The organism is Microcoleus sp. LAD1_D5, from assembly GCF_036702115.1.
Lineage (GTDB): Bacteria > Cyanobacteriota > Cyanobacteriia > Cyanobacteriales > Microcoleaceae > Microcoleus.
Map to the genome: position 1 here is coordinate 131,348 of NZ_JAUBSA010000007.1, position 24,744 is coordinate 156,091.

Sequence of the window (24,744 nt, forward strand, 5' to 3'; positions counted from 1 at the left end):
ATTACCAATTACTAAATGTTCAGCACTATTCTGAGATGGGTAATTAACCGCCGCTGGCTAGTCGTTATCGCCACAATTATTGTTAGTCTGTGGACATTTTCTATCATCCCCCAAATGTCGCTTGATGTCTTCCCTCCTTTTGCACCCCCGCAAGTCGAAATTCAAACCGAAGCACCGGGTCTCGCACCGGAAGAAATCGAGTCTTTAGTAACACTGCCAATTGAAAGTGCAATTAATGGAACTCCTGGGGTGACAGCAGTGCGATCGTCTTCCGCTGTGGGCCTTTCTGCGGTTAAGGTAATCTTTGATTGGGGAACTGAAATTTATCAAGCGCGCCAGTTGATAACAGAACGGTTGCAGCAAGCGCAAAGCAAACTCCCGGCTGGGGTAGAAACACCGCAAATTTCTCCCACAACTTCTCCTGTGGGCACTGTTATTACCTATGCTTTTACATCGGAAACTACTCCTTTGATGGAATTGCGCCGTCTGGTTGATTGGCAAGTTACAAATCGGCTTTTGGCAGTGACTGGGGTTGCTCAAGTGGTGGCTTACGGCGGCGAAGAAAAGCAGTATCAAATATTAGTAGAACCTGCTAAGTTGAAAGCTTTTAATGTGTCGTTGCAGCAAGTGGCTGAAGCGGCGGCGGCTGCGAATGTTAACGCGCCAGGGGGGTATTTAATTACGCCGGATCGAGAAACTTTAATCCGAGGGGTGGGGCGGATTGAGTCTCTGGAAGATTTGCAGCAATCGGCGATCGACTCTCGCCACGGAACACCCGTCAGAATTGGTGATGTGGCTGATGTCAAGATTGGTGCTGCAATCAAGCGGGGCGATGGCAGTTTTAACGGCAAAAAAGCTGTGATTGTGATGGTAAACAGACAGCCCGTTGCTGATACTCCGACGGTAACTAAAGCGGTTGAGGCAGCAATGGCTGAGGTGCAGCAAGCTCTGCCAAAAGATATTAAAGTTACTGTGACTTTTCGACAGGAAGAATATATTAATTCCTCGGTGGAGAATGTGCGATCGGCTTTAGTTGAAGGCAGTATTATCGTCACCCTTATTCTCATCCCGTTTTTGATGAATTGGCGCACTCTGGCGGTTGTTTTGCTAGATTTCTTTCTGACTTGGCTGTTGGCGCTGCTGGCGATGTATTGGCTGGGGCTGGGGCTGAATACGATGACTTTGGGGGGTTTGTCCGTGGCGATCGGCACTGCGATCGACGATGCGATCGTTTATGCCGAAAATACCTACCGCAACTTGAGAGAAAATACGTCTTCTCTTCATCCTCGCCCGGTGATGGATGTGATTTTTGATGGCAGTCAGGAGGTGCGCGATTCGTTAATTGGAGCGACTGTTATTGGCATTGTTGTGTTTTCGCCAATTTTTACTTTGCCCGGTGTAGAAGGTCGAATTTTTACGCCGATGGGGATTACTTATCTGGTAGTTGTTGTGATTTCGAGTCTAGAATCTCTGTTAATATCTCCGGCCCTTTGCGCTATTTTGTTGCCTACCAAACGCATGAGTTCACAAGAACCTTGGCTGCCGAGATTTTGCAAGAAACTCTATCATTTTTTTATACAATTGTCAATGCGATATTCGGGAATTATTTTAGCTTTAGCTGCTGCTAGCATGGTGGCTGCATTAATTATTTTGCCTTCCTTTGGACGGGTGTTTTTGCCGGAGTTTCAGGAGCAAACTTTGGTGAATACTATTATGCTTTATCCGGGGGTGTCTTTGGAGACAACAGATAGCGCAGCTTTTGCTATTGAAGATGCACTTAAGAATGATACCAGGTTTGAATACGTGCAAGTGCGATCGGGCCGAGCTCCGGGAGATGCTGATGCTGCGGGAGTCAATTTAGCTCACATTGATATCGGTTTGAGCGAGGCAGGGCTGAAAAACAGGCCGCAAACTTTGGAGTCGCTGCGGCAGGAATTTGCTAAATTGCCGGGAGTTGCACCAAATATCGGCGGTTTTATTTCTCACCGGATGGATGAGGTTTTATCTGGTGTCAGGAGTCAGATTGCTGTCAAAATCTTTGGCCCGGATTTGGATCAACTTCGCAGCATCGGTGCCCAAGTTGAAGAGCAAATGAAAACAGTTGAAGGCATTGTGGATTTGCAACTCGAACCGCAGGTGCCAGTGCCACAAATTCAAATTAAGTTTAACCGTCAAGCTGCGGGTAGATACGGTTTGAAAATCGGAGAGCTTTCTGAAATAATTGAGACAGCTTTAAACGGCAAAGTTGTTTCTCAAGTTTTGGAGGTGCAGCAAACTTTTGATTTAGTTGTGTGGTTGCAGCCTGAAGCCAGAAACAACCTAGAAACTATTCAGAATTTGCTGGTTGATACTCCCAGCGGCAACAAAATTCCCCTCGCCCAAGTTGCGAGTGTCAAATACGGTACGGGGCCCAATACGATTAACCGTGAGAATGTTTCTCGCTTGATTGTGGCGGCGGCTAATGCTAAAGGTAGGGATTTGCGATCGGTTGTGAATGAAATTCAAGCTAAAGTTAAACGAGAGGTGGAGTTACCTTTTGGCTATTTTATCCAGTACGGCGGTCAATTTGAAGCGGAACAAAGAGCTTCGCAAAATATTATGATATTTAGTGCGATCGCCTTTTTGGTAATTACAGTATTGATGTACTTGTCCGTCAAGTCTATCGCTTCAACTGCTATGATTATGATTAATTTGCCGATCGGATTAGTAGGAGGAGTAATTGCGGTAGCTTTGACGGGCGGCATCATCTCTGTAGCTTCCCTGGTTGGCTTTGTCACATTATTCGGCGTTGCCACCCGCAACGGCTTGCTTTTAGTAGACAACTACAACTCTAAGTTTGCCGAAGGACTGCCTTTTAAGGAAGCAATTATTAAAGGTTCGATGGAACGGCTCAACGCCATCTTGATGACCGCTTTAACTTCAGCTTTGGGTTTAGCACCTTTAGTATTTGTAGGCGGGGCGGGCAAGGAAATTTTGCAACCGCTGTCAGTAGTAGTTTTAGGAGGGTTATTTACTTCGACAGCACTAACTCTGTTAGTTTTGCCAGCTTTGTATGCTCAATTTGGGCATTTTTTACGACCTCAACCACCTCAGCCAGTTATTGAAGACGGGAAGGTAGTTAAAGCTGAAATAGCGAACTGATAAATTTTACTGAACTCCCTTAATCAAACTGCAAAGTGGCTCGCTATCGGGATTGTCGGAAGCTCGATTTGTCCAAAGTTTTTTATAAGCTTCCAACTCAGCTTGGAACGCACTCATGCGCTGAATTTCCTCATATCGGTAGCCAGTTTCACTTTTTTGTGGTGGCTATAGTAACCCGATTTTTCAAGATTAAATATTTTCTATTGTTAACATTTGTAGTGGAGAAAAAAGCAGCAGTAACTCAAAACAGAGTTACTGCTGTCGGATATTCTCTTGCTTCTCCCCTGCGAAAAATCCCTGATAGAATCTACACACATCGGGGGAAATAAGGATTATTTATCGCAATTAGCTGGCGGACAGTCAGGAGTATTGCAGGGGCCTGCGGCAAAGACAACAGCGGCTGTACCTGCTGTCAGGAGAACGGCCGTCAAAGCTGCGAGAGTGAATCGTTTAGTCTGAGTTGCTTTAATCATTAATTTTTACCTGGGAATTTAGGATGAAATTTTTTTTTGGGAAACTATAAATAGCATAAACTTTCAAGCGCTATAGAGTCAAGGGCGGAAACATTAAGATTTATAAAAATATTTAATTTTCGAGGTCGCAAGCCGAATACTTGTATGAAAGTGTGAAGACTTCATCCGAGTTTCATTTCTGGGTGTCATACTTTTCAATCATTGTACGCAAGGACTCAAACAAATGAAATCGCTCCAATCAAATTTAATTATTTTAGGCAGTGTCGGATTGCTGTTTTTGGGAGCTTGCAGTAACGACGACCAAGCAAGCGATACAAATAGCAGTCCAGCCTCCTCTCCTGTCGCCTCTCAACCTGCATCTTCGGCTCCCGCCACTGCTCCTGCAACAGCAACTCAAGGGGGGCAAGTTGTAAAGTCTGGAGCTTACTATTTAGAGTTTGTACCTGAAAAAGAAGCTACCGGAACTCATTTAGATGTTTTTTTGCAAAAAGGGGAGAAAAAGGAACCAGTTCCTAATGCTAAAGTGACGGCTCAAGTGCAGTTAACGAATGGAAAGCAGCAAACTCTAGCTCTCAAGTATGATGCTGAGGGCAAACATTACGCTGTGGTGTTTCCCGGCAATGAACCCGGTCAGTATCCAGTGAAAGTGACTGCGGATATTAACGGAGAAAAAGTTGACGGTCGTTTTACCTTCAATCAATAGATAGCTGATTTCCTAATGCGCTCTCACTTATGGGCGTATTAGTTATTAGCAACACACAACTCCCTCCTGCATTTCCACTCAAAAGCAGATCGCACTTTATTTACTATTTGGTGGCCTGTGTTTTTTTGAATGGGAAAAACACTCGACCTGCCAAACTTTGAAAGTAAATGCCGCCGATGGTAATTAAAAATCCGAAATAAGCCAGGCCCTGCACTAAATAAAGCTTATCCGTGTATCCAAACAGCGCACTCAACAACAAACCTGGAAACTTTTCTTCGGGAAGCAGTTGCGAGGTATTCCAGACCATCGGCCCGAGAATGCAAGAGTGGATTTTAGTAAATCTTTCGTAATAAAAACACAGGGCTGCTGATTCGCGATTTGTTTGCGATAAAATATTCATCGCGCTGTCAAAAAGTCCCAATGTAGATACCACTAAACCCGCTACAATAAAGAGCAATAAAATGCCCATATATTTGAAAAACAGGCGGATATTAATTTTTATTCCCCATTTGAACAGTAAGACACCAATTCCGGTGGCTAAGAGCATGCCGCCCAAAGCGCCGAGGGCTGGAATAATCCCTTGTTCAAACTTAGCGACGACAAACAAAACGGTTTCAAATCCTTCGCGTAAAACAGCAATCAAAACTAAACTAAATACGCCCCAGCCGGCATGAGAATTTTGGGTTAAGGCAGCACTCACAGCGCCTTCGACTTCGGCTTTCATAAATCGCGCTTGCTTGGTCATCCAAATCAGCATCCAGCTCAGCATTGCGATCGCTAACACCCCAAAGGTTGCCTCTAGCAGCGACTCCATAATCGGCGCAAAAGGCTGATTGGATGTAGATAAAATTTGAATAGTCCAGCCGAACACTATACCTATCAAAGCGCTGGCGATAAGTCCAACCGCAACACCGCCAAAAACCCAAGGATTTAAATAACTTTGACCGGATTTTTTGAGGCAAGCTAGAACGATTCCGACAACTAAGGCGGCTTCTACTCCTTCGCGCAGGGTAATTACAAATGTGGGTAATGCTTCGCTAAAATTCATTTTTTTAGTTTAGGTAATATGTGGAGGTAATTGGTATATTTTTTACCAATTACCGTTGGCGGCTTGAGTTAACTCTTTTAAGATGCGGGTTTGAGAACTTTTTGGCTGTCGCTCTCGATCGCTTTAACGAGCTGGTTGACTTGTTCGGTGGTTTTTACGGGGGCGGGGGGTGCGATCGCAGTTGGCCAATTTGCCTTAAGTTCAGTCATGTTGGCAACAATTGCTTTATCGATTTCCGGGCTGGTTTTAGCCACTTGCTCGGCGATATCTTTGTACAGCATTTCCGCGTACATGACAAAACCCCGCGAATCTTGATATTCAATAATTGCGGAAATTTTGCCGTTAGCAACTGCGGCTCCATATTCGGAGTTAGCTGTATCTAGCAAGCCGTTAATCACTTGCAGCACGAATTTCGGATCTTTTCGCTGGGTTTCGGGAAGGGCGGCAATTGCTCCATCAACTGCTTGCATAGATGTGTCAAATTCTGCATTCACTTGAGCCGGATCTTTTGCACCCGCTTTAACTAAATCCTGCAATTTAATTAAAGTAGTCTTAAATTCGGGAATTTTACGCTCGTTTAGCTGATCTTCCACATCAGCATAAATTTCTTCGACTGGATGCCCGATGTGCGGTTCTGCCTGCTCGGGTTTGCCTTGCTCCAATAGTTCTTGGGCTACGAAAAGATGCCCTTTCATCAAGCCAAGTTTAGTCATGTAGTCTACATCTTTGGGTTCGCCTGTCAGCACCACATTTTCAATAGTTACCAAGTCTTTGATTTGGTCGAATTGGGCTTGAGTAATGACATTTTTTGAAACCAATTCTTCGACTTTTCCGTAAGGGCGGCTGGATTGAATTTTGTTAGAAAGTGCTGGCACTCCTAACTTGGCTTCGAGTTTATCTAACTCTGAAAGAATGGCAGTATTGATGTTGATGCCGCCTTTGCTGCCGTGATTCCCGCTGTGACCGCTTGTGGATGCGGGACTGGCTGTGGCAACGGGTGAGGGTGTGCTGTCGGTGTTGCTGGCTGTGGGGGAAACGCAACCAGCCAGAGCAACGAGGATGGCTGTAGCAGTGACTGTGGGTAATAAGCGAAAGGATGGTAACATGGCAGTTGCTAATTTTTACGTTATGTGCATTTGGACTCACAAGTTATTAAGAATAATTCTCAATTTGCGAGCTATTCATTCTACCTATTTGCGATCGAGCTTGTCAAATAATTTCATACTTTATTTGAATCGGCGCACCCTGGTAGCAGGATTGGGTTTAAGTGATGACTTCAAATACACCCATGCAGCCTGCTTCGGCGATCGCATCTTGATGGGGATGAAACATAAATTTTCCAGCGTAGCCGTAGGTAAATTCTAAGATATGCCGTTCAGCTACTCCCATTGTGATTACATCGGTTCTTTCACTGGGAGTCAAAGTCATTCCCGTGCGATATACGTCAAAAAAGTTGGCGTGCAGGTGAAAAGTCACTGCCGCTTCGTACTCAATCAGGTTGAGAACGTACAGCCGGATTAGCTGATTTCGGTAAATAGAGATCGGGTTGTTCATGTAATAATTGGGCAACCCGTTAAAAGCGTAAAGTTCGTTTTTTTTGTCGTCGTTTACGTCGTATCCTCCCATGATTAAAAGGATTTCATCGGCGGGAGGACGGGGTTTTGGCGGATCGATGATGAACATTCCATAGAGTCCTTTACCTATATGACGAGTTACAGGCTCAATATGGCAGTGATAAAGATGCACTCCGTAGGGATTGGCATCGAATTCATAAATAAATACCGAACCGTGTTTCACTGGTTTAACGCCATCCATTTCGCTGGTATGAACGCCGTGAAAGTGCAGCGAATGAGAATCTCCGGCTTTGTTATAAAAAATGACGCGGATACGATCGCCCTCAGTTGCCCTCAATGTCGGCCCCGGCACGCGATTGTTCACGTTCCAAGTGTTGAAAGTGACGGCGCTATTAAGTTGGACGATCGAAGTATTAGCTTCCAGGCGAAATTCCCGAACCGTGCGCCCGTTTTCGCGCGTCACCGTGCCGTAATCAAAATCCCGCGCAATTTGCATCGGGTTGATATTGCTGACGGTGAGTGCATCTGCGGGGATTGGCGGTATTCTCGCAACTGATGTCGGTTTGCGAGTCAAATGTTGAAGTGCGATCGCGCCGCCCGCTACCCCAGCCCCAGCTATTCCTAGCTGTAGCAGTTGGCGGCGACTCCAGCGCCCAGCCTTTTTAATGGCGGGACGATCGGATAAATCTGTCATACTTATTGAAAAATTTTCTCAAAAATTTACTCGTGGTTGATTATAAGACATTACTAGCTTGTTGTCAATTATTGTCAACAGTCATCTTTTTCTGGGAAGTCAATCGATTTTAGATTTTAGATTTTAGATGTATTCCCGTCAGTCAGCCTGCGCGTTGGAATGAATCCGGGGGCTTGCGATCCAATTAGTTTCGCTCATAAAATTTCATGCTGATTTCATCTCAGTATGTGAGGTTAGATGTTGGGGTAGATGCTGCCGATGGCTAACAATGTATAAGGATTTACCGCTATAAATTAGAGTTATGAGAGTTTTGCTAGTTGAAGATGAACCCGATTTAGGGAAAGCGATCGAGCGAACCTTAAAGCAGGAAAAATATATAGTTGATTGGGCTTTGGATGGCAATGAAGCTTGGGAATATTTAGACAGTTACTGGATGCAATATAACCTGGCTATTTTTGACTGGTTGCTACCAGGATTGTCAGGATTGGAACTGCTGCGGAGATTGCGTGCTAAAAATAGCGCCCTGCCCGTCTTAATGCTAACAGCCAAAGATCGAATGGAAGATAAAGTTGCGGGACTAGATGCCGGGGCTGACGATTATTTAGTTAAACCGTTTGGGATGGCAGAACTGTTAGCAAGATTGCGGGCTTTGCAGAGGCGCTCCCCCCAAATTCAACCGCAACAGCTACAGGTAGGCAATCTAATTTTGGACTGCGGAAATCGAACTGTGTGCCATCTCGCTCGAAGTGGCAACAACCAGATGATTTCTCTAACAAACAAAGAGTTTCAACTGCTAGAATACTTTATGAAACATCCCAACCAAATTATCACCACTGACCAAATTCGGAATCAGCTATGGGAGGCGAGTGCAGATACCTTTAGCAATGTGGTAGCAGCTCAAGTGCGCTTGCTGAGGCGCAAACTTGAGTCGGTTGGCGGCACGAATTTAATTGAAACTGTTCACGGCGTCGGATACCGCATGAGAAATTAAAGCTGTAGGGGCAACGCCGGGCGGATTATATCTCGTTCCAGTATCTGACTATAATATAGAAAACTCGATCGTAAAAATGACTGCTATGAAAGATTTAATCCAACAAGAGTTAGAAAAGCTCGATCAAGAACAACTCAAACAAGTATTTGAATTTATTACCTTCCTAAAATTCCGTGCCCGATTAGCTACTATCCCAGCAATCGATGAAACTAACTTAGCTGCACTCTACGGCGAATTTGCCGAAGAAGACCGACAACTTGCGGAACTCGGAATAAGCGAATATGCAGAACTCCTAAAACATGAGGATTTGGCATGACAGTCAGACGAGGTGAAATCTGGATTGCAGCCCTCGATCCTACACAAGGTTCCGAACAGGCAGGTGTACGTCCCATAATTATTTTCCCGAACGATACTATTGCGAGATACACGACTACTGTTATCAGTATTCCTCTAACAACTAATCTGCGCCGTGCTTCTCTCCCTTCATGTGTTTTCATTCCCAGCGGTGAGGGAAGATTGACTCAATATTCCGTTGCATTGTGCCATCAAATGCGAGTTCTGGATAAAACACGCTTGCGAAATAAAATTGGTGAAGTTAATCCAGAACTATTGGTACAATTAGAAAATAATGTATTATTTACCTTGGGATATTTACCTTAAAAAAGAGCGATCGACTCAATGTGAATCAAAATAAACTATTTAATCGAACTCGCTGGCAATTAGCCATTTCCTATGCAGCAGTAATGGGTTTGATTTTAAGCTTGTTGGGATTTGGCGTCTATAAGGCGATCGCCCACGCTCACTGGGTAGCCATAGACCGGGAATTAGAATCGGTAGCCGGGACGCTGCACGACAGCCTAGAACTCAAATTGCAGCAGCCCGGACGCTTGGAGCCAATAGTAAACGAACTTTTGCCCAACCTCCGCCTAATGGGAGTTAAAGGCATTAAAGAACAGTTACCAAGCCGCCATATTTTAAGCGCTATCAACCAAGGCTATTACTATATTCGTTTATTTGATTATTCGGGGCAATTAATTGCTACGGCTGGCGCTTACCCAGAAGAATTACCAGCCGAATTTAACTCCCAATACTGGCAAACACTAACTGACACCAAAGGCAATGTTTATCACCAAATTTCTGTAGCGCTCCACACCCAAACACAGCAAGATTGGGGATATTTTCAAGTGGGGCGGAGCCTGCAAGACTTCAATGATTATCTCAGTACAGTGAAATGGGTTTTGAAATTAGGATTGCCTACAGCATTGATTTTGATAGGCTTTGCTAGTTGGTTGTTGGCAGGATTGGCAATGAAACCGATTTATTCTTCCTACCGACAAATCCAACAGTTTACAGCCGATGCAGCCCACGAATTGCGGACGCCTTTAGCGGCTTCGCAGGCGACAGTAGAATCAGCGCTGTTGACGCCTCAATGGGATGAAAAAGAGGCGCGGGAAATTTTGCGGACGATCGATCGCCAAAACCGACGATTAACTCAGTTAGTTGCTGATTTGCTGCTGCTGGCTCGCATGGATAATCAAGCGATACGCGATCGCGCTCAATTGTGTTGTTTGAATGACCTTGTTAGCGATTTAGTCGAGGAATTGGCAGCTTTGGCGATCGCTTCTAAGGTAGCGTTAACATCCGAAGTGCGAGTGCAGCAGCAATTAAATGTTGTCGGCAATTCCGACCAACTTTATCGCTTAGTTGCTAATTTAATTGTTAATGCCATTCAGTACACTCCGGCGGGCGGGAAAGTAACAGTTATTTTAGATTGCAGCCACCAAGAGGCGATCGTTCAGGTTCAAGATACGGGTATTGGGATGGCGGCGGCAGATTTAGCGCGAATATTCGATCGATTTTACCGAGTCAACAGCGATCGATCGCGCCATACCGGCGGTTCGGGACTGGGATTGGCGATCGCCCAAACCATCGCCCGGGCACACCGCGGCAGCCTCAGCGCCCGCAGCGAATTGGGTTCCGGCAGCACCTTTCTCCTGCGGCTGCCTTTGTGAGTTACTATGTGAGGGAAACCGAATCGTCTTTTTAGGGTAATCCCTTTTGCAGAAGATAGCGCGATCGCCGAAAATCATTAAATAGTCAGTAGTCAGTTGACAGTTGACAGTTGACTCCGAAAGCAGTTGTTATTTGTTACTTGTTGTTTGTTATTTGTTGGACATAGCAACTAATGACTAATGACTAATAACTACTGACTAATGACTAATGACTGCTGACTCCTAAAAATTACCTAGAGAAAAGCTATGACAGTTTTAGAACAGGGAACAATCTCAATCCATACCGAAAATATTTTCCCGATTATCAAGAAGTCGCTATACACCGACCACGAAGTCTTCTTGCGGGAACTAATTTCTAACGCCGTCGATGCCATTGCCAAACTCAAAATGGTTTCCCGTTCCGGCGAATACAGCGGCGACATGGGCGAACCGCAAATCAACATAGCGATCGACAAAGAAAACAAAACACTCTCAATTACCGACAACGGCATCGGCATGACCGCCGACGAAGTAAAAAAATACATCAATCAAGTCGCTTTCTCCAGCGCTGAAGAATTTATTCAAAAATACCAAGGCAGCGGCGACGACGCAATTATCGGTCACTTCGGTCTCGGTTTCTACTCTTCTTTCATGGTCGCTCAGAAAGTAGATATAGACACCCTTTCTTACCAAGAAGGCGCGCAAGCAGTACACTGGCATTGTGACGGTTCTCCCGCCTTTGAACTATCAGAATCCACCCGCACAGAACGCGGCACTACTATTACTCTTACTCTCCAAGATGAAGAACAAGAATATGTAGAACCCAGTCGCATTAAGCAGTTAATCAAAACTTACTGCGATTTCATGCCCGTTCCCATCAAATTTGAGGGAGAGGAACTCAACAAGCACAAAGCAATTTGGCGGGAATCAGCCAGCAATTTGCAAAAAGAAGATTACTTGGAACTCTACCGCTACCTTTACCCGTTCCAAGACGAGCCGCTGTTGTGGGTACACCTGAATACAGATTATCCTTTCATTGTCAACGGCATTCTTTTCTTTCCCAAACTGCGGCCGGATGTCGATGTTACCCAAGGCAATATTAAGCTATTCTGCAACCAGGTTTTTGTCAGCGACCACTGCGAAGAAATTATCCCGAAATTCTTGATGCCGCTGCGGGGAGTTATTGACAGTACCGACATTCCCCTGAACGTTTCTCGCAGTTCTTTGCAAAGCAATCGTACTGTGCGGAGAATCGCTGATTATATTGCGAAAAAAGTAGGCGATCGCCTGAAAGAACTCTACCGCGACGACCGTGACGAATACATCCGCTGCTGGCAAGATATCGGCACTTTTGTCAAGTTTGGAACTCTCAACGATGACAAGTTCAAAAAGCAAGTCGAAGATATCTTAATCTACCGCAGCACCTACGAACCAACAGCCGAGAAGCCAGAAACTGTAACGCCCGAAGTTCAGGTGCAAACAGAGGAAGGAGATTTGTGGCAAGATGTCACTCCGAAGTCGGAAAATTCTAGTTCCACGCAGCCTTACACGACTCTAAAAGAGTATTTGGAACGCAATCAAAAACGCCACGAAAATCGCGTGTTTTATTGTACGGAACCTGCGTCTCAAGCAACTTACGTTGCTATGCACAAAAGCCAAGGTTTAGAAGTGCTGTTTATGGATTCTTTCATCGACACGCACTTTATCAGCTTCTTGGAAAGAGAATACTCAGATGTCAAATTCTCGCGGGTTGATTCCGACATCGACGAAACGCTAATTGACAAAGAGAAAGAAGCGGAAATTGTCGATCCGGCGACGAATAAAACTCGCAGCGAACAAGTTAAAGAAATGTTCCAAAAAGCTCTTAATAAGCCAAAAGTGAACATCCGCACTGAAGCTTTGAAGTCTGACTCTGCGGAGGGGACGCCACCTGCGATCGTACTTTTGCCAGAAGCTTTGCGCCGGATGCGCGACATGACGGCGCTTTTGCAGCAGCAAGCCGCCGAATTCCCCGAAGAACACGTTTTGCTGGTGAATACGTCTCACCCGCTGATTCAAAATCTGGCGAGTTTGAGTCAGGGTGCGATTATTCAAGGCGGCGGGGAGTCTCCGTCAAGTCAGTTGGCGAGTATGATTTGTCACCACGTTTACGACTTGGCTTTGATGGCCCAGAAGGGTTTCGATGCTGAAGGGATGAAGGATTTTGTCGAGCGATCGAATCAAGTCTTGACAAAGTTGACTGAACGTGCTATGTAATTAACCCCCCCCAACCCCCCCTTGCTAAGGGGGGAGCAAGAGTTTATTTCTATTGGTAAAGGGATAAGTCAAGCCTTCTTCCTTCTTCCTTCTTCCTTCGGGTATAATGAAATGCTGCACGCAAAAAAACGGTAATCTGGAGGGCAATATGTCACGGAAATGTCAGCTAACGGGGAAGAAGGCCAATAACGGTTTTGCGGTTTCTCACTCGCACCACCGCACTCACAAGTTGCAAGAGGCAAATTTGCAGTGGAAGCGGGTTTGGTGGCCGCAGGAGAAGCGCTGGGTAAAATTGCACCTTTCTACAAAGGCAATTAAAACCTTGGAACACAAGGGTTTGGAAATAATGGCGAAGGAAGCTGGAATTAATCTGTACAAGCTTTAAAAAACTTGGCTAAATTAAAATGAGGGCGATCGCACATTTGACAGTGCGATCGCCCTTACTTTTAGAGAAAAACCTTTACTAGAACAATTTTCGGCATTCCAGTAAATAAGTAGTCATCAGGCCTTTGCCTTTAACTTCGATCGCGCCGCGGTTTTCAAAGAAATACTTTTCTCGCAATTCCTGATAAGTTGTTTCTGTTACCTGGATACTCCCTGGCTTACCGTGAGATTCCATGCGGGAAGCGGTGTTAACGGTGTCTCCCCACAAATCGTAAATAAATTTTTTAATCCCAATGACTCCGGCAACAACCGGGCCAGTGTTGATGCCGATTCTGATGCTGAAATCTTGATTGTGGATATTGCTGAAGTCAGTAATTGCCTGCTGCATATCGAGGGCCATTTCTGCGATCGCTTCGGCGTGATCCGGGCGAGGAATGGGCAGCCCCCCAACTACCATGTAAGCGTCGCCAATCGTCTTAATTTTTTCCAAACCGTGCCTTTCGGCTAGGTTGTCAAATGTCGAAAAAATGTCATTCAGAAAGGCTACTAATTGCGTTGGAGAAACTCGCGAGCTCAATTGAGTAAAGCCTACTATGTCCGCAAACAAGACAGTAACGTCAGCAAAAGTATCTGCGATCGTACTGTCTCCTCGCTTCAACCGATTTGCTATTTCTTCAGGCAAAATATTCAACAACAAGCGTTCTGATTGTTCCTGTTGAATTTGCAGGGCATTTAAAGTATTATTCAGAGCATGAGTTCGTTCTTCCACTCTAAATTCTAACTCTTCATTCAGCTTGTAAAGTGCCATTTCAGCCCGCCTGCGGTCTGTGATATCCGTACCTATTGCCAGCATTCCCACGAAGTTTCCTGCTGCGTCAAACAGCGGTTTATTTGCCCACGATACCCAAACCCGATCCCCGCTGCGCCGGATACTCTCATTTTCATTTCGCGTGTATTGTTCTGGGTTTTGCAAAATATCTCTCAACTTTGCTGCCAAGTCATTTCCTGCTGTATCTCTCTGGGGAATGATGGTTCCAACTGCGTTTTTGCCAATTATCTCTTTTTCATCGTAACCAAAAAAATTCTGTGCAAATTCGTTAAAAAAAGTAATATTTCCTTCCGTATCTAGTTTTAAAATAATGCTGTTAGCATTCTCGACTAATTCCCGATACTTAATTTCGCTTTGTCGCAGCGAATCCTCTGCTGAGGCGCGTTCGGCTACTGTGGCAGCCAACAGCAGCGATGTAACTACAATTACGCTCATAAAAGCCTGCAAAAATAAGATTGCCTGATGTATATTTTCGCCTTTTGCAATAAAGGGGCCACCTCCCTGAGAACCGCCCCAAATGGCGATACTGGATACAATGAAAGATGCTATAACAGCCCCGCGCTGGCCGAATTGAATGGTTGCCCAAATTACTAAGGGAAATGGCAAGTATTCGAGGGGATAACCGGACAGATTACTTTCACTTTTTGAGTTGTAGACTAGCCAACTGACTGTTACTAACAACAGCAGGCATATTCCGGCACCGAGGCGATTTACAATTGTTGGAGAAGCTGTATTTGGTGAAGGGCGGGGCGCTGGTTTGTGGTTGTATATAATCAACAGCAGGGGCGTGAAAATTAAAACTCCTAATGTATCTCCGAGATACCAATTCCATCGAGTGGGCCAATATTCGCTCCAGTCAATTAAACCAGTTACACAGATGCGTAGCGTGCCGAGAGTGCAGTTGATTTGAGTGGCAACTACAGCACCGCTGAAAACTAAATTGACTACATCTATCAGCCGATTTAGTGACGGGCGAAACTTTAGTTTCTGCAACAAAGTAAATGCACACAAAGCTTGTAAACAAGCACAAAAAGCACTCATTGTTGCACTTATTATGGAAATATTAAGATTAATAGTCTCGTAAAATAATACGCCTAAAGCTATTCCAGGCCACACCTGCCGCCCGAACAATAAAAGTGCAGCTTGTGCAATTCCTGCAGGTGGCCAGACGCACGTACCTAATTTATTTACGCCGGGGATTGAAACTGCTATTTTTGCTCCCAAAGCGTAAGCAAAAGCAATGGCAGCTACTTTGGCTAAGTATTGCCAATTTCTAGATTGAGGAAATCGCCAAAACTGATTTTTGTTGGGGTTCATACTGAGTTTTATATTTTTAACTAACTATAGTAACCGCGACCGAATATTAGCACCTTCTTAATGGCTGAAACATGACTTATTATATTGCTACTTCCTTCTTGCTTCTTCCTTCTTTTTATCCTGAGCGAAGCTGAAGGGCTTTTTTCCTTACTGCTATAACTTGATGCCTGTAAGAAAATAAGTGTTCATCTCGCCTTTGCTTTTAACTTCGAGCGCGCCGGGACTTTCAAATACATACTTATCGTGCAATATATCATAAATTGCAGACGTGACTTGAATGCACCCCGGCAAGCCGTGGGATTCCATGCGGGAAGCGGTGTTAACGGTGTCTCCCCATAAATCGTAAATAAATTTTTTAATACCGATTACTCCGGCGACAACCGGGCCACTGTTGATGCCGAGTCTGATGGTGAAATCTTGATTGTGGGTATTGCTGAAGTCAATAATTGCCTGCTGCATATCGAGCGCCATTTGGGCGATCGCCACTGCATGGAATGGAATAAACTGATTTAGCTTCAGATTTATATCGAGTTTTAAGTTTTAGGGAATTTCACATTTTGTCTTTAAAGTTCACAGCGGAAGGAAGAAGGAAGAGGGAAGAAGAAATAAGGAGGCTAATGTAGGGCGATGCACACCGCACATTACCCTATAAGTAGGGCGCTAATGTAGGGCGATGTACACCGCAGTTTACCAATTAAAAAGCCTTAGTTGAGGGCGGCTTCAATCCACTGTTTTAAAGTAGAATTTACTTCCTCAATGAGAATTTCATGGGATTTGTGAGTGGCTCTTTCCACAACTTCAACTTTGCCTGCTTTCAGCGAACGGCCCGGAACAATGCGATAGGGAATGCCGATTAAATCAGCATCTTTGAATTTGACTCCGGCTCGTTCGTCGCGGTCATCTAGTAGGGTTTCAATCCCAGATTGGTTGAGTTCTGCATAGAGTTTTTCGGCGACTTCTACTTGTTGGGCGTCGGAAATATTCGGGATGCTAATGATGGCGTGATACGGGGCGATCGCTACTGGCCAAATTATCCCGTCTTTGTCGTAGGATTGTTCAACGGCAGATTGAGCTAGCCGCGACACGCCGACGCCGTAGCAGCCCATAACAAAGGGCATTTCTTCACCTTGTTCGCTAGTGTAGGTGGCGCCCATTGCTTGGGAGTATTTGGTTCCCAATTGGAAGATGTGGCCGACTTCGATGCCTCTGGCGCTTTGCAAGGTTTGTTCAGGGTTGTGCACTGCCCGATCGCCCTTTTTGGCTGTTCTGACGCCTACAACCGTTGCTGGTAGCGGAAATTCTTTATCCCAATTAGCCCCGACAACGTGGTATCCTGATTCGTTTGAACCAGTGACAAAGTTGGTCAGATCAACAGCAGTGCGATCGACCAAACGCAAAAACTTAGAGTTTACCTCCTTACTCCCAGCGATATAATCATCAGCAACATCGGGAGCCATATAACCGAGAGGTAAAGATTTAGCAGCCCATTTCCGCTGAGCTTCCACATCAGGAACCGTCAAAAATAAAACAGTTTTAGCTTGATAATTGCCCGCTAACTTCGTCAACTCATTCAGCAACTTTACCTGATTCACATCTTGGTCGCCGCGAATGCTTACCAATACTAAAACAGTCATGCCATTGTCGTAAACAGCTTGGTAAAGCACATTTTTGACAACTTGCGTCGGAGAACATTTCAAAAATTTGCAAAGTTTATCAATTGTTTCAGTTCCCGGCGTTTCCCTCTTTTCAAATGTTGCAAAGGACGATGGTTCCACATCAGCCGGCATCGATACAGCCTTTTCCACATTAGCTGCATACTGACCGTCTTCAGTATAAAGAACTTCATCTTCTCCCGCTTCTGCCAACACCATAAACTCTTGAGAACCCGAACCCCCAATTGCTCCAGAATCAGCATCTACTGCTCGGAATTGCAAGCCCGATCGGCGCAGCATATTGCTATAAGCTTGAGCCATATCTTGATAAGTTTTTTTCAAACTTTCTTCGTTAGTGTGGAAAGAATAGCCATCTTTCATAATGAATTCGCGACCCCGCATTAACCCAAAACGCGGGCGAATTTCATCGCGAAACTTAGTTTGGATTTGATAAAGATGTAAAGGCAATTGCCGATAGGAACGAATCATATCTTTAGCAATTGTAGTAATTACTTCTTCGTGAGTTGGGCCCAGTCCCAATTCTCGCTGCTGCCTGTCTGTCATGGCAAACATAATACCTTCAGCTTGAGTGTAGGTATCCCAGCGGCCGGATTCCCGCCACAAATCGGCCGGTTGCAATTGCGGGAGGAGACATTCTTGAGCGCCGGTAGCGTCCATTTCTTCGCGCACAATTTGAGATACTTTTTTGAGAACTCTCCACATTAAAGGTAGATAAGCGTAAATTCCGCTACCGATGCGCCGGATGTATCCGGCACGGAGTAATAGTTTGTGGCTGGGAATTTCTGCTTCTGCCGGGTCTTCGCGCAGGGTGACAAAAAGCATTTGAGAGAGTCGCATGGCTGATTTCCTTAAAATACCGGATGAGTGTAATTTTAGATCAAGTTCTGATATTATCAGAACTAAGCCCGATTTGATTAAATATATGAATAAAATTTGGCAAAACTATGAAAAAGGTATGGCAGTCTTTGATGATTGTCACTCTCCTACTGTGCAATCTCAGTGGCTTGCCTTAAAAGATGAAATAGGAGAATTTGTTCGAGAACCTAATTTAAGCGAAATTTGGGATATTGTTCATGCTGCTGGTCGATTGCTTTACAAACTAATCGGAATTCCCTTATATTTACTCGCCTATCCTACTGTTCGCAAACACAGTCAACGTTTCGAGGAGTACGGCTGCATTCGCAGCATTCGCAACTGTGAGGGTAAATGCTGTGCCAAAAATTCGTAGCCTAGGCTGTGGCGCACCCGATATCAGGTTTGTTGAATGACGCGCAATTACATTCTAATGACCGGATTCAAAAATAAATGCAACTTTAGGCAAGCGCCCAACCCATATCCAGTAACTAATTTCCAATCTAAAATCTCAAATCTAAAATCGCATGACCAGATTCATCCACGACCAATTTGCTAAACAGTATTTAAAAGAACTATTAACCCCTCTGGGTAATGTAGAAACCAGCCGGGATGTTGCTGGAGAAGTGAGGCAGGTTGACGTTTTATTTGCCCCGAAACCGGAACCGGAAGTCGAAGCAACAGCCCTCGGCATTTTGGGTCAAATCGCAGCAAAACCCGCTGTATTTGAACCCTTCCGCAGCCCAGTCCAAATCGGAGAAATTCGCAGTTGTCTGGGCAAACTCTTCGATATCCACGGCGAATTTGAACGCGCCGCAGTTAGAGAAAATACCCGGATTGCAGAGGCAGACTTGCCCCACCTTTGGATACTGTCGCCGACTGTTTCCGACACGATATTAGCTGGATTTCGAGCGATTCCCGAACCAGAAAATTGGGTAAGTGGAGTTTATTTTATGGGTGCGTCTCTGAAAGCAGCGATTATTGCCATTCACCAACTCCCCCGGACTCCAGAAACGCTGTGGCTGAGAGTTTTGGGCAAGGGAAACGTGCAGAAGCAAGCGGTTGCCGAATTGAGAGAATTACCCTCTGATAATGTGTTTCGGTTGAATGCGCTAGAATTGTTGTACAACTTGCGAACGATATTAGAAGTCCGCCAAGACATAGATCGAGAAGATCGGGAGTTAATTATGGAACTGTCACCCCTCTACTTGCAACGATTGGAAGATGCAACTCAGCGCGGTATCCAGCAAGGTATGCAGCAAGGTATGCAGCGCGCTCAACGCCTGATGGTTGAGAATCTGCTCCAAGTAAAATTTAGTGAGATTGATGAAGAATTAGCCCAAATAATCGAGCCTTTGATTCAACTAGAATCCCTCGATCGCACGCGACTGATTATGCAGCTCGATCGCTCTGAATTACTAGCTCGTTTCGATGCGTCCAAAAACCAACCGGAATCCTAACTCAGCAGCGCGCTCTACGATATGTAGGGGGCGCTAAATATCACTTTACTATTTATTATATATCGAGAAGATCTGGAGTTAATTATGGAACTGTCACCTCTCTACTTGCAACGGCTTGAAGATGCGACTCAGCAAGGTATTCAGCAAGGTATTCAGCAAAGTAAACGCCAGATAGTTGAGAGTATGTTACAAGTGTATTTTGGCGAGATTGATGAAGAATTATCCCAACTAATCGAGCCTTTGATTCAACTAGAACCCATCGAGATCGCGCGAATGATTATGCAGCTCGATCGCCCGGAATTACTAGCTCGTTTTGAGCCTGAAAATCCAACGAAATCCTAACTCAGTAGCGCACTCTACAATATGTAGGGTACACCACCGGGCAGTTTACTACTATTGATAATGGGTGGCGATCGCCCCCTGCCTCCCACTTGCTGCTTTTATGCGAGCTCTGCTGCTACCAGTCGCATATAAACTAATTTCTGACTTTAGACGGATTTATTTTTTATCTTCCACAGCCATAATAAGGAGTAAGGATGAAATCACTAGAAAACTGATTTACTGCTCATCCCAATTTCACTAATAAGGGCTTCCATAAGATAAAGCCTGACGCAAACAAACCATCATCTAAAGCTTACACAATCCCCTAAAAAAAAGTTGGGGATAGTTTTCGCTATGCCGAGTTAGGCAGGCATACAACTTTAGGAGGTAAATTATGTTTGAAAGCGAGTTATTAATGTCGCTGTACAGTCCCAAATTCAATATTGCCCAAATGCCAGTAGAAATAGATGTGCCATTTGACCACCCCGATATCGGAGGGCTGATGTTTTTAAGCCCTCAGTTTTTCGTGGCATTAATCGCCGGAGTCATCATGGCTTTCGGCTTCCAATTCCTGTTAACAAATTTCTCGATCGCCGCCAAAATCTCAAATTGGGACGAGGCTTTACCCGACGACGACGATGATGATGAGTCCGAAAGTTTAGGCAGTAAAGTTCGGAAAATCGAAGGTTTAGTCGGAGGTTGGATTTTAGTCACAGTTAACCTAGCTTTATTTTTGGCTTGTTTTCTGGCCGTCAAACTAACTTCAATTGCCAGCGTAGATGGAGCGGCAATTATTGGTGTGGTTATCTGGGCAGCGTACTTTTTAACCCTTGTATGGCTCGGTTCTAGCGCCGTCGGTTCTATGATCGGTTCCTTGATAAAAACTGCTTTTTCAGGCGTTCAAGGCGTCATGGGTACTGCTGGTGCAGCGATCGGCGGGAAGATGGCTAGCGACCAAATGGTCAATACTGTAGAGGCATCTGTTGCCGCTGTCCGCCGCGAATTGAGTTCGGCGGTAGACCCCGATAGCATTCGCGAAACACTGCAAGATTATGTGGGTGCTTTGCAGTTACCGAAACTAGATGTTAAAGAAATTCGCGGTCAATTTGAAAAGTTGCTGGGCGATGCAGATATCAAATCTCTTGCGGGAAGCGACGTTCTGAAGAATGTTAACCGCCAGACTTTTGTGGATTTAATTAAGAGTCGGACAGACTTTTCTCAAGAGGAAATAACTCAAGTTGCTGACCAACTCGAAGGCGTTTGGAAGCAGACATTCGGCAAGCAGCAAGAGCAGAAAGACCCGAATTTGGAGTTGGTTGATTTTCTCAAGTCTGCAGCTCCCGATTTGCTGAAGTCTGACGAACTCAACGCCAAGCTGTCTCAAATTCTGGAAAGTAGGGAAAACAAATCGGAATCCAGCAGCGGCATGAAGCGAGCGATGCAGTTGGGTGTAGAAGCTCTTATCGGCACTGTTTTGTCGCGGACGGATTTGTCGGATTTGGATGTTGAAAAAATATCGGGTCAGTTGCAGCAACTGACAGCCAAAGGGACGGAACAAGCTAAATCTTTGGCTTCTAAGGTGGGGGACAAAGTGCCTGCGCTGCCTTTCAATACAGGTAAGGCTGATGTGGAAAACTACTTGCTGAATACCCAGCCTTGGCACTTAAATAGAGAGACAATCAAGCAGGAATTTAGGGATGTTATTTATGACCCGGAAGCTTCTCCGGGAGCAGTTTTGCGGCAGTTAGAGCTGTTTAATCCCGATTATTTTGTAGGGGTTCTGGGCCGCCGTGAGGGGTTTGCTCCGGAACAGGCGGCAGAAATTGCCGAACAGCTTGAAGGTGTCCGCCAAGAAGTGTTGGAAATTGTGCAAGCTGCTGCTGGTGATGAACAGTCTCAAGATTTACGCAGCCGGATTGAGAATTATTTGCGATCGACTGGCAAAGATGAGCTGAATCCTGAAGGTATAGAGCGCGATTTCCAAGCGCTTTTGGAAGACCGGGATGCTGGTTTTGAGGCTTTGCGCGATCGCCTCTCGCAGTTTAACCGCGATACTTTGGTGCAGTTGCTCGGTCAGCGGGAGGATTTCAGCCCCGAGGAAGCCGATCAGTTAATAGGCCGACTGGAGAGTTCGCGCGATCGTGTGATTTCTCAAGCTCAAGAATTGCAAGAGCAAGCGAAATCGAAAGCGCAAGAATTGCGGCAAAAAGTAGAAGACTATCTCCGCAATACTAATAAGGAAGAACTCAATCCTGAAGCGATCGAGCGCGAGTTTCAAACGCTTTTAAGCGACCCGGAAGCCGGATTAAAATCGCTGAGAGAACGCTTGTCTCAATTCGACCGCGATACGCTGGTGCAGTTGCTGTCACAGCGCCAAGACCTCAGCGAAGAACAGATCAATCAGGCGATCGACCGGATCGAATCGGTGCGCGACAACATTATCCACGCCCCGCAAATAGTTGCAGATAAAGCTAAGGAGCAGTACGAAGAAGTTACTGCAAAAATAGGCGAGTACCTGCGGAATACTAACCTGGAAGAACTCGATCCAGAAGGCATCAATCGGGATTTGACCAAATTGTTTGAAAATCCGAAAGAGGGTGCTTTGGCACTTCGGGATAGACTTTCTCAGGTCGATCGCGAAACTTTAGTTCAGTTGCTGTCGCAGCGGGAAGATTTGAGCGAAGAACAGATCAATCGGACGATCGATCGCGTGCAAGATTCGATTCGCAGCATCGTGAAATCGCCCCGCCGCTTAGCTTCTCGCGCTCAAAAAACAGTCCGGGATTTCCAAGGAAGTTTGGAAAATTACTTGCGAAATACCGACAAGGAAGCACTCAATCCTGAAGGCATCAAACGCGATTTGCAGTTGCTGTTTAGTGAGCCGGGAGCGGGGATGCAAAGTTTGGGCGATCGCGTGAAGCATTTTGACCGATCGACTCTGGTAGCATTGCTGTCGCAGCGGGAAGACATTTCGGAAGAGGAAGCTAACAGAATTGCCGACCAAATTGAATCTGTCCGCAACCAAATTGTCGAACAAGTTCAAATGGTTCAGGACAAGTTTCAGTCAGCAATGGATGGTATTTTCGGGAAAATTCGGGATTACCTCAATTCGCTCGATCGACCCGAACTCAACTACGAAGGCATCAAGCGGGACTTCCGCAAAGTGTTTGACGACCCGCAGGCCGGATTTGAGGCGATTAAAGAGCGTTTAGGTGAGTTCGATCGCGGTACTTTAGTTGCCCTGCTGAGTTCTCGTTCCGATATTTCCGAGACTGACGCTCACCGAATTGTTGACCAAATGGAAGGAGCCCGGGATAGCGTTTTATTGCGCTCGGAACGCTTACAAACAGAAGCCAAAAAACGCATCAAAGAGCTCAAGAAAAAGACCAAGCAGCAAGCAGAAGATGCGCGCGAAGCGGCCGCAACTGCTGCTTGGTGGCTGTTCGGTACGGCTCTAACTTCTGTGGTTGTTTCTGCTTTGGCTGGAGCAATAGCAGTCGGTGGTATTTCGGGTTTGTTTAGCTAGATTTTCAACGAGTTTGAAATAAAGTTCTCCTGATTCTAGGCTGGCTGTTTGCCAGCCTATTTTCTTTGGAATAATATCAGAGTCCTTCAGGATTCTATAGTTGGCGGAAACCCTCTCGATAAATCGAGCGCCAAGTCGTGAAAATAAGGCAGATTAACAGACTCGTTGGGCAGAAAAATCAGCGTCCTGCGATAACCAAATTGGTCAGGGGCATTCTGATACGGCTCGCTGTAACATTCCAAGCAAGTTTGTGATAAATTAAATATCCAATAGTTAGAGATTCCGGTTTCAGCATAAAGGGGGAGCTTAACCTGTTTGTCGTAAGTCAAAGAAGAATCTGCAATCTCAATCAGCAACAGTATATCCCCTGGACAGGGGTGAGAGGATAGATAGTCGTCAGGGCGATTTTGTACGAGCGAAAAATCAGGTTCAGGTTCGCTGTTTGTCGGTAAAACGATGGGAGATTGACACTGTAAAGTTGCCCGCTCTGCTACTATGGCGCTTAATTCCCGCAATAATCTTCTCAGACAGGTTTCGTGAGCGGTACCTTTAGCTGCCATTTTCACAAGTTCTCCCTGGATTAACTCAACTCGATCGTCCTCACCAAAGAACCCCAGTTCTGTCAGGCGATGATATTCCGCTATGGTGAAGCGTTTTGCAGTTGCGATCGACATAACAGCCACCTAAATACAGGTCTGTTGTGATTATAGGCGATCGTCGATCGGCTCAACAATGCTAATCATGAGTACGGCTAACAACAATTTTGTCAAATTTGCCTCATCCTTTGGTTGCAAATATTCCCTATTTTGGTTAATTTACTCCCCGAAGTTATGTTGGGGATCATATCTGTCTTAAGCAAGATTCTAGCATCACTATTTATTAGGTACTTTAACTTAAGTAACAAACAAAAGTTTTCTCACAAATAAGAAAACTGAGCAATACATATTATTTTGGAGGCTTGAATGACATTTACTACTGCCGGTGCTTACGACCAAGGAAAAGCAGATATTCAGAGCTTGAGTGTAGACGACCAATTAGGTGTACTGTGGTTTATTTACACCGAAATCGGCAAGTCAATAACGCCAGCGGCTCCCGGTGCTTCGGGTTCGGAAATCGCTCAGGGTTTGTTCGAGCAAGTCAAACCGCTGCCCCACGAAGCACAACTACAAGTAATGCGCGACATTGCCTCAAAAGCCAATACAGAAATCAGCCGGATGTACGGCTCGATGAGTCCTGAAACCAAGCTGGCTTTTTGGTATTTTCTAGCAGTAGGAATGGACGAAGGAACTATTATTCCTATGCCTCCCGACTATGAACTTCCCGAAGCAGGAAAAGCTTTATTAGGAAAGGTTCAGGCGATGGACTTTCAGCAGCAAATTGATTTCCTTCGCGGTACAGTTTTAGAAATGGGTGCTGAAGCCGCTCCGGGGGCTGGCATTTAAAAATAAGGCTTACGAAAAAAAACCCGGTTTCTAGGAGAATATTGGGTGCAGCAACGAGGCATCTAAGAA

General features: G+C 45.3%; 19 protein-coding genes and 2 pseudogenes. 13 read left to right on the forward strand and 8 right to left on the reverse strand.

The window, feature by feature from the left end:
* The first annotated feature begins 15 nt into the window (after positions 1-15).
* Positions 16-3,141: an efflux RND transporter permease subunit gene (locus QUA70_RS05685; protein WP_333345377.1), complete on the forward strand. Its 3,126-nt coding sequence runs from the start codon at positions 16-18 to the stop codon at positions 3,139-3,141.
* Positions 3,142-3,473: 332 nt separating this feature from the next.
* Here the strand turns inward: QUA70_RS05685 and QUA70_RS05690 are convergent, their stop codons facing one another.
* Positions 3,474-3,614, reverse strand: a complete 141-nt coding sequence (locus QUA70_RS05690) for a porin (RefSeq protein WP_333345375.1) — start codon at positions 3,612-3,614, stop codon at positions 3,474-3,476.
* 223 nt (positions 3,615-3,837) lie between these two features.
* On the opposite strand from QUA70_RS05690, the gene QUA70_RS05695 reads away from it, so the two are divergent.
* Positions 3,838-4,317, forward strand: a complete 480-nt coding sequence (locus QUA70_RS05695) for a hypothetical protein (protein WP_333345373.1) — start codon at positions 3,838-3,840, stop codon at positions 4,315-4,317.
* Positions 4,318-4,420: 103 nt separating this feature from the next.
* Here QUA70_RS05695 and QUA70_RS05700 read toward each other — a convergent pair whose 3' ends face one another.
* From QUA70_RS05700 to QUA70_RS05710, 3 genes are all read right to left on the reverse strand, one after another.
* Positions 4,421-5,365 (reverse strand): FTR1 family protein, encoded by a 945-nt coding sequence (locus QUA70_RS05700; protein WP_333345371.1) that lies wholly within the window; start codon positions 5,363-5,365, stop codon positions 4,421-4,423.
* 77 nt (positions 5,366-5,442) lie between these two features.
* Positions 5,443-6,471, reverse strand: a complete 1,029-nt coding sequence (locus tag QUA70_RS05705; protein WP_333345369.1) for a helix-hairpin-helix domain-containing protein — start codon at positions 6,469-6,471, stop codon at positions 5,443-5,445.
* A gap of 157 nt (positions 6,472-6,628) precedes the next feature.
* Entirely contained in the window at positions 6,629-7,633 is a 1,005-nt protein-coding gene (locus QUA70_RS05710) for a multicopper oxidase domain-containing protein (protein ID WP_333345367.1), read from the reverse strand.
* A gap of 301 nt (positions 7,634-7,934) precedes the next feature.
* On the opposite strand from QUA70_RS05710, the gene rppA reads away from it, so the two are divergent.
* The 6 genes from rppA (at position 7,935) to rpmB (ending at position 13,256) form a co-directional block, all read left to right on the forward strand.
* Positions 7,935-8,624 carry a two-component system response regulator RppA gene (rppA, locus tag QUA70_RS05715; protein ID WP_333345365.1) on the forward strand — a complete coding sequence of 230 codons (690 nt, stop codon included), beginning with the start codon at positions 7,935-7,937 and terminating at the stop codon, positions 8,622-8,624.
* Between the two features lie 85 nt (positions 8,625-8,709).
* Positions 8,710-8,940 carry a hypothetical protein gene (locus tag QUA70_RS05720; RefSeq protein ID WP_333325977.1) on the forward strand — a complete coding sequence of 77 codons (231 nt, stop codon included), beginning with the start codon at positions 8,710-8,712 and terminating at the stop codon, positions 8,938-8,940.
* The gene (locus QUA70_RS05725) at positions 8,937-9,284 is read left to right on the forward strand and encodes a type II toxin-antitoxin system PemK/MazF family toxin (RefSeq protein ID WP_333345364.1); all 348 of its coding nucleotides are present in this window, start codon (positions 8,937-8,939) and stop codon (positions 9,282-9,284) included. Before QUA70_RS05720 ends, QUA70_RS05725 begins: the two co-directional genes overlap by 4 nt.
* Before the next feature lie 20 nt (positions 9,285-9,304).
* A complete protein-coding gene (rppB, locus tag QUA70_RS05730) occupies positions 9,305-10,636 on the forward strand; it encodes a two-component system sensor histidine kinase RppB (protein ID WP_333325980.1) in 1,332 nt (443 codons plus the stop codon).
* 246 nt (positions 10,637-10,882) lie between these two features.
* Complete coding sequence (gene htpG, locus QUA70_RS05735; protein WP_333325982.1) at positions 10,883-12,871, forward strand: molecular chaperone HtpG; 1,989 nt, start codon at positions 10,883-10,885, stop codon at positions 12,869-12,871.
* 148 nt (positions 12,872-13,019) lie between these two features.
* Complete coding sequence (rpmB, locus tag QUA70_RS05740) at positions 13,020-13,256, forward strand: 50S ribosomal protein L28 (RefSeq protein WP_242724808.1); 237 nt, start codon at positions 13,020-13,022, stop codon at positions 13,254-13,256.
* A 78-nt stretch (positions 13,257-13,334) separates the two neighbouring features.
* On the opposite strand, the gene QUA70_RS05745 is transcribed toward rpmB, so the two are convergent.
* From QUA70_RS05745 to proS, 3 genes and pseudogenes are all read right to left on the reverse strand, one after another.
* Complete coding sequence (locus tag QUA70_RS05745; protein WP_333325985.1) at positions 13,335-15,401, reverse strand: adenylate/guanylate cyclase domain-containing protein; 2,067 nt, start codon at positions 15,399-15,401, stop codon at positions 13,335-13,337.
* A gap of 153 nt (positions 15,402-15,554) precedes the next feature.
* Positions 15,555-15,896: pseudogene (locus tag QUA70_RS05750) on the reverse strand (adenylate/guanylate cyclase domain-containing protein); the annotation flags it as partial.
* A gap of 209 nt (positions 15,897-16,105) precedes the next feature.
* On the reverse strand, positions 16,106-17,911 hold the full coding sequence (proS, locus tag QUA70_RS05755) for a proline--tRNA ligase (RefSeq protein WP_333325987.1): 1,806 nt from the start codon (positions 17,909-17,911) through the stop codon (positions 16,106-16,108).
* 85 nt (positions 17,912-17,996) lie between these two features.
* On the opposite strand from proS, the gene QUA70_RS05760 reads away from it, so the two are divergent.
* The 4 genes and pseudogenes from QUA70_RS05760 to QUA70_RS05775 all read left to right on the forward strand — a co-directional run bounded on the left by QUA70_RS05760 (position 17,997) and on the right by QUA70_RS05775 (position 23,233).
* Entirely contained in the window at positions 17,997-18,302 is a 306-nt protein-coding gene (locus QUA70_RS05760; protein WP_333325989.1) for a hypothetical protein, read from the forward strand.
* Between the two features lie 151 nt (positions 18,303-18,453).
* Positions 18,454-19,386, forward strand: coding sequence for a hypothetical protein (locus tag QUA70_RS05765; RefSeq protein ID WP_333325991.1), 933 nt, complete (start codon positions 18,454-18,456; stop codon positions 19,384-19,386).
* A gap of 63 nt (positions 19,387-19,449) precedes the next feature.
* Positions 19,450-19,728 (forward strand): annotated as a pseudogene (locus QUA70_RS05770) (hypothetical protein); the annotation flags it as partial.
* A 373-nt stretch (positions 19,729-20,101) separates the two neighbouring features.
* Complete coding sequence (locus QUA70_RS05775) at positions 20,102-23,233, forward strand: MFS transporter (protein ID WP_333345363.1); 3,132 nt, start codon at positions 20,102-20,104, stop codon at positions 23,231-23,233.
* A gap of 86 nt (positions 23,234-23,319) precedes the next feature.
* On the opposite strand, the gene QUA70_RS05780 is transcribed toward QUA70_RS05775, so the two are convergent.
* A complete protein-coding gene (locus tag QUA70_RS05780) occupies positions 23,320-23,907 on the reverse strand; it encodes a Uma2 family endonuclease (protein ID WP_333325995.1) in 588 nt (195 codons plus the stop codon).
* Between the two features lie 288 nt (positions 23,908-24,195).
* On the opposite strand from QUA70_RS05780, the gene QUA70_RS05785 reads away from it, so the two are divergent.
* Positions 24,196-24,675 (forward strand): orange carotenoid protein N-terminal domain-containing protein, encoded by a 480-nt coding sequence (locus tag QUA70_RS05785; RefSeq protein ID WP_333325997.1) that lies wholly within the window; start codon positions 24,196-24,198, stop codon positions 24,673-24,675.
* Positions 24,676-24,744: the final 69 nt, after the last annotated feature.

What these genes read in the sequence shown, in the direction of transcription:
- QUA70_RS05705 (WP_333345369.1), bottom strand. Translation starts at nt 6,471, where the DNA reads ATGTTACCATCCTTTCGCTTATTACCCACAGTCACTGCTACAGCCATC.
- QUA70_RS05700 (WP_333345371.1), bottom strand. Translation starts at nt 5,365, where the DNA reads ATGAATTTTAGCGAAGCATTACCCACATTTGTAATTACCCTGCGCGAA.
- QUA70_RS05695 (WP_333345373.1), top strand. Translation starts at nt 3,838, where the DNA reads ATGAAATCGCTCCAATCAAATTTAATTATTTTAGGCAGTGTCGGATTG.
- QUA70_RS05690 (WP_333345375.1), bottom strand. Translation starts at nt 3,614, where the DNA reads ATGATTAAAGCAACTCAGACTAAACGATTCACTCTCGCAGCTTTGACG.
- QUA70_RS05775 (WP_333345363.1), top strand. Translation starts at nt 20,102, where the DNA reads ATGTTTGAAAGCGAGTTATTAATGTCGCTGTACAGTCCCAAATTCAAT.
- proS (WP_333325987.1), bottom strand. Translation starts at nt 17,911, where the DNA reads ATGCGACTCTCTCAAATGCTTTTTGTCACCCTGCGCGAAGACCCGGCA.
- QUA70_RS05725 (WP_333345364.1), top strand. Translation starts at nt 8,937, where the DNA reads ATGACAGTCAGACGAGGTGAAATCTGGATTGCAGCCCTCGATCCTACA.
- QUA70_RS05785 (WP_333325997.1), top strand. Translation starts at nt 24,196, where the DNA reads ATGACATTTACTACTGCCGGTGCTTACGACCAAGGAAAAGCAGATATT.
- QUA70_RS05745 (WP_333325985.1), bottom strand. Translation starts at nt 15,401, where the DNA reads ATGAACCCCAACAAAAATCAGTTTTGGCGATTTCCTCAATCTAGAAAT.
- htpG (WP_333325982.1), top strand. Translation starts at nt 10,883, where the DNA reads ATGACAGTTTTAGAACAGGGAACAATCTCAATCCATACCGAAAATATT.
- rpmB (WP_242724808.1), top strand. Translation starts at nt 13,020, where the DNA reads ATGTCACGGAAATGTCAGCTAACGGGGAAGAAGGCCAATAACGGTTTT.
- QUA70_RS05780 (WP_333325995.1), bottom strand. Translation starts at nt 23,907, where the DNA reads ATGTCGATCGCAACTGCAAAACGCTTCACCATAGCGGAATATCATCGC.
- QUA70_RS05720 (WP_333325977.1), top strand. Translation starts at nt 8,710, where the DNA reads ATGAAAGATTTAATCCAACAAGAGTTAGAAAAGCTCGATCAAGAACAA.
- QUA70_RS05710 (WP_333345367.1), bottom strand. Translation starts at nt 7,633, where the DNA reads ATGACAGATTTATCCGATCGTCCCGCCATTAAAAAGGCTGGGCGCTGG.
- rppA (WP_333345365.1), top strand. Translation starts at nt 7,935, where the DNA reads ATGAGAGTTTTGCTAGTTGAAGATGAACCCGATTTAGGGAAAGCGATC.
- QUA70_RS05760 (WP_333325989.1), top strand. Translation starts at nt 17,997, where the DNA reads ATGAATAAAATTTGGCAAAACTATGAAAAAGGTATGGCAGTCTTTGAT.
- QUA70_RS05765 (WP_333325991.1), top strand. Translation starts at nt 18,454, where the DNA reads ATGACCAGATTCATCCACGACCAATTTGCTAAACAGTATTTAAAAGAA.
- QUA70_RS05685 (WP_333345377.1), top strand. Translation starts at nt 16, where the DNA reads ATGTTCAGCACTATTCTGAGATGGGTAATTAACCGCCGCTGGCTAGTC.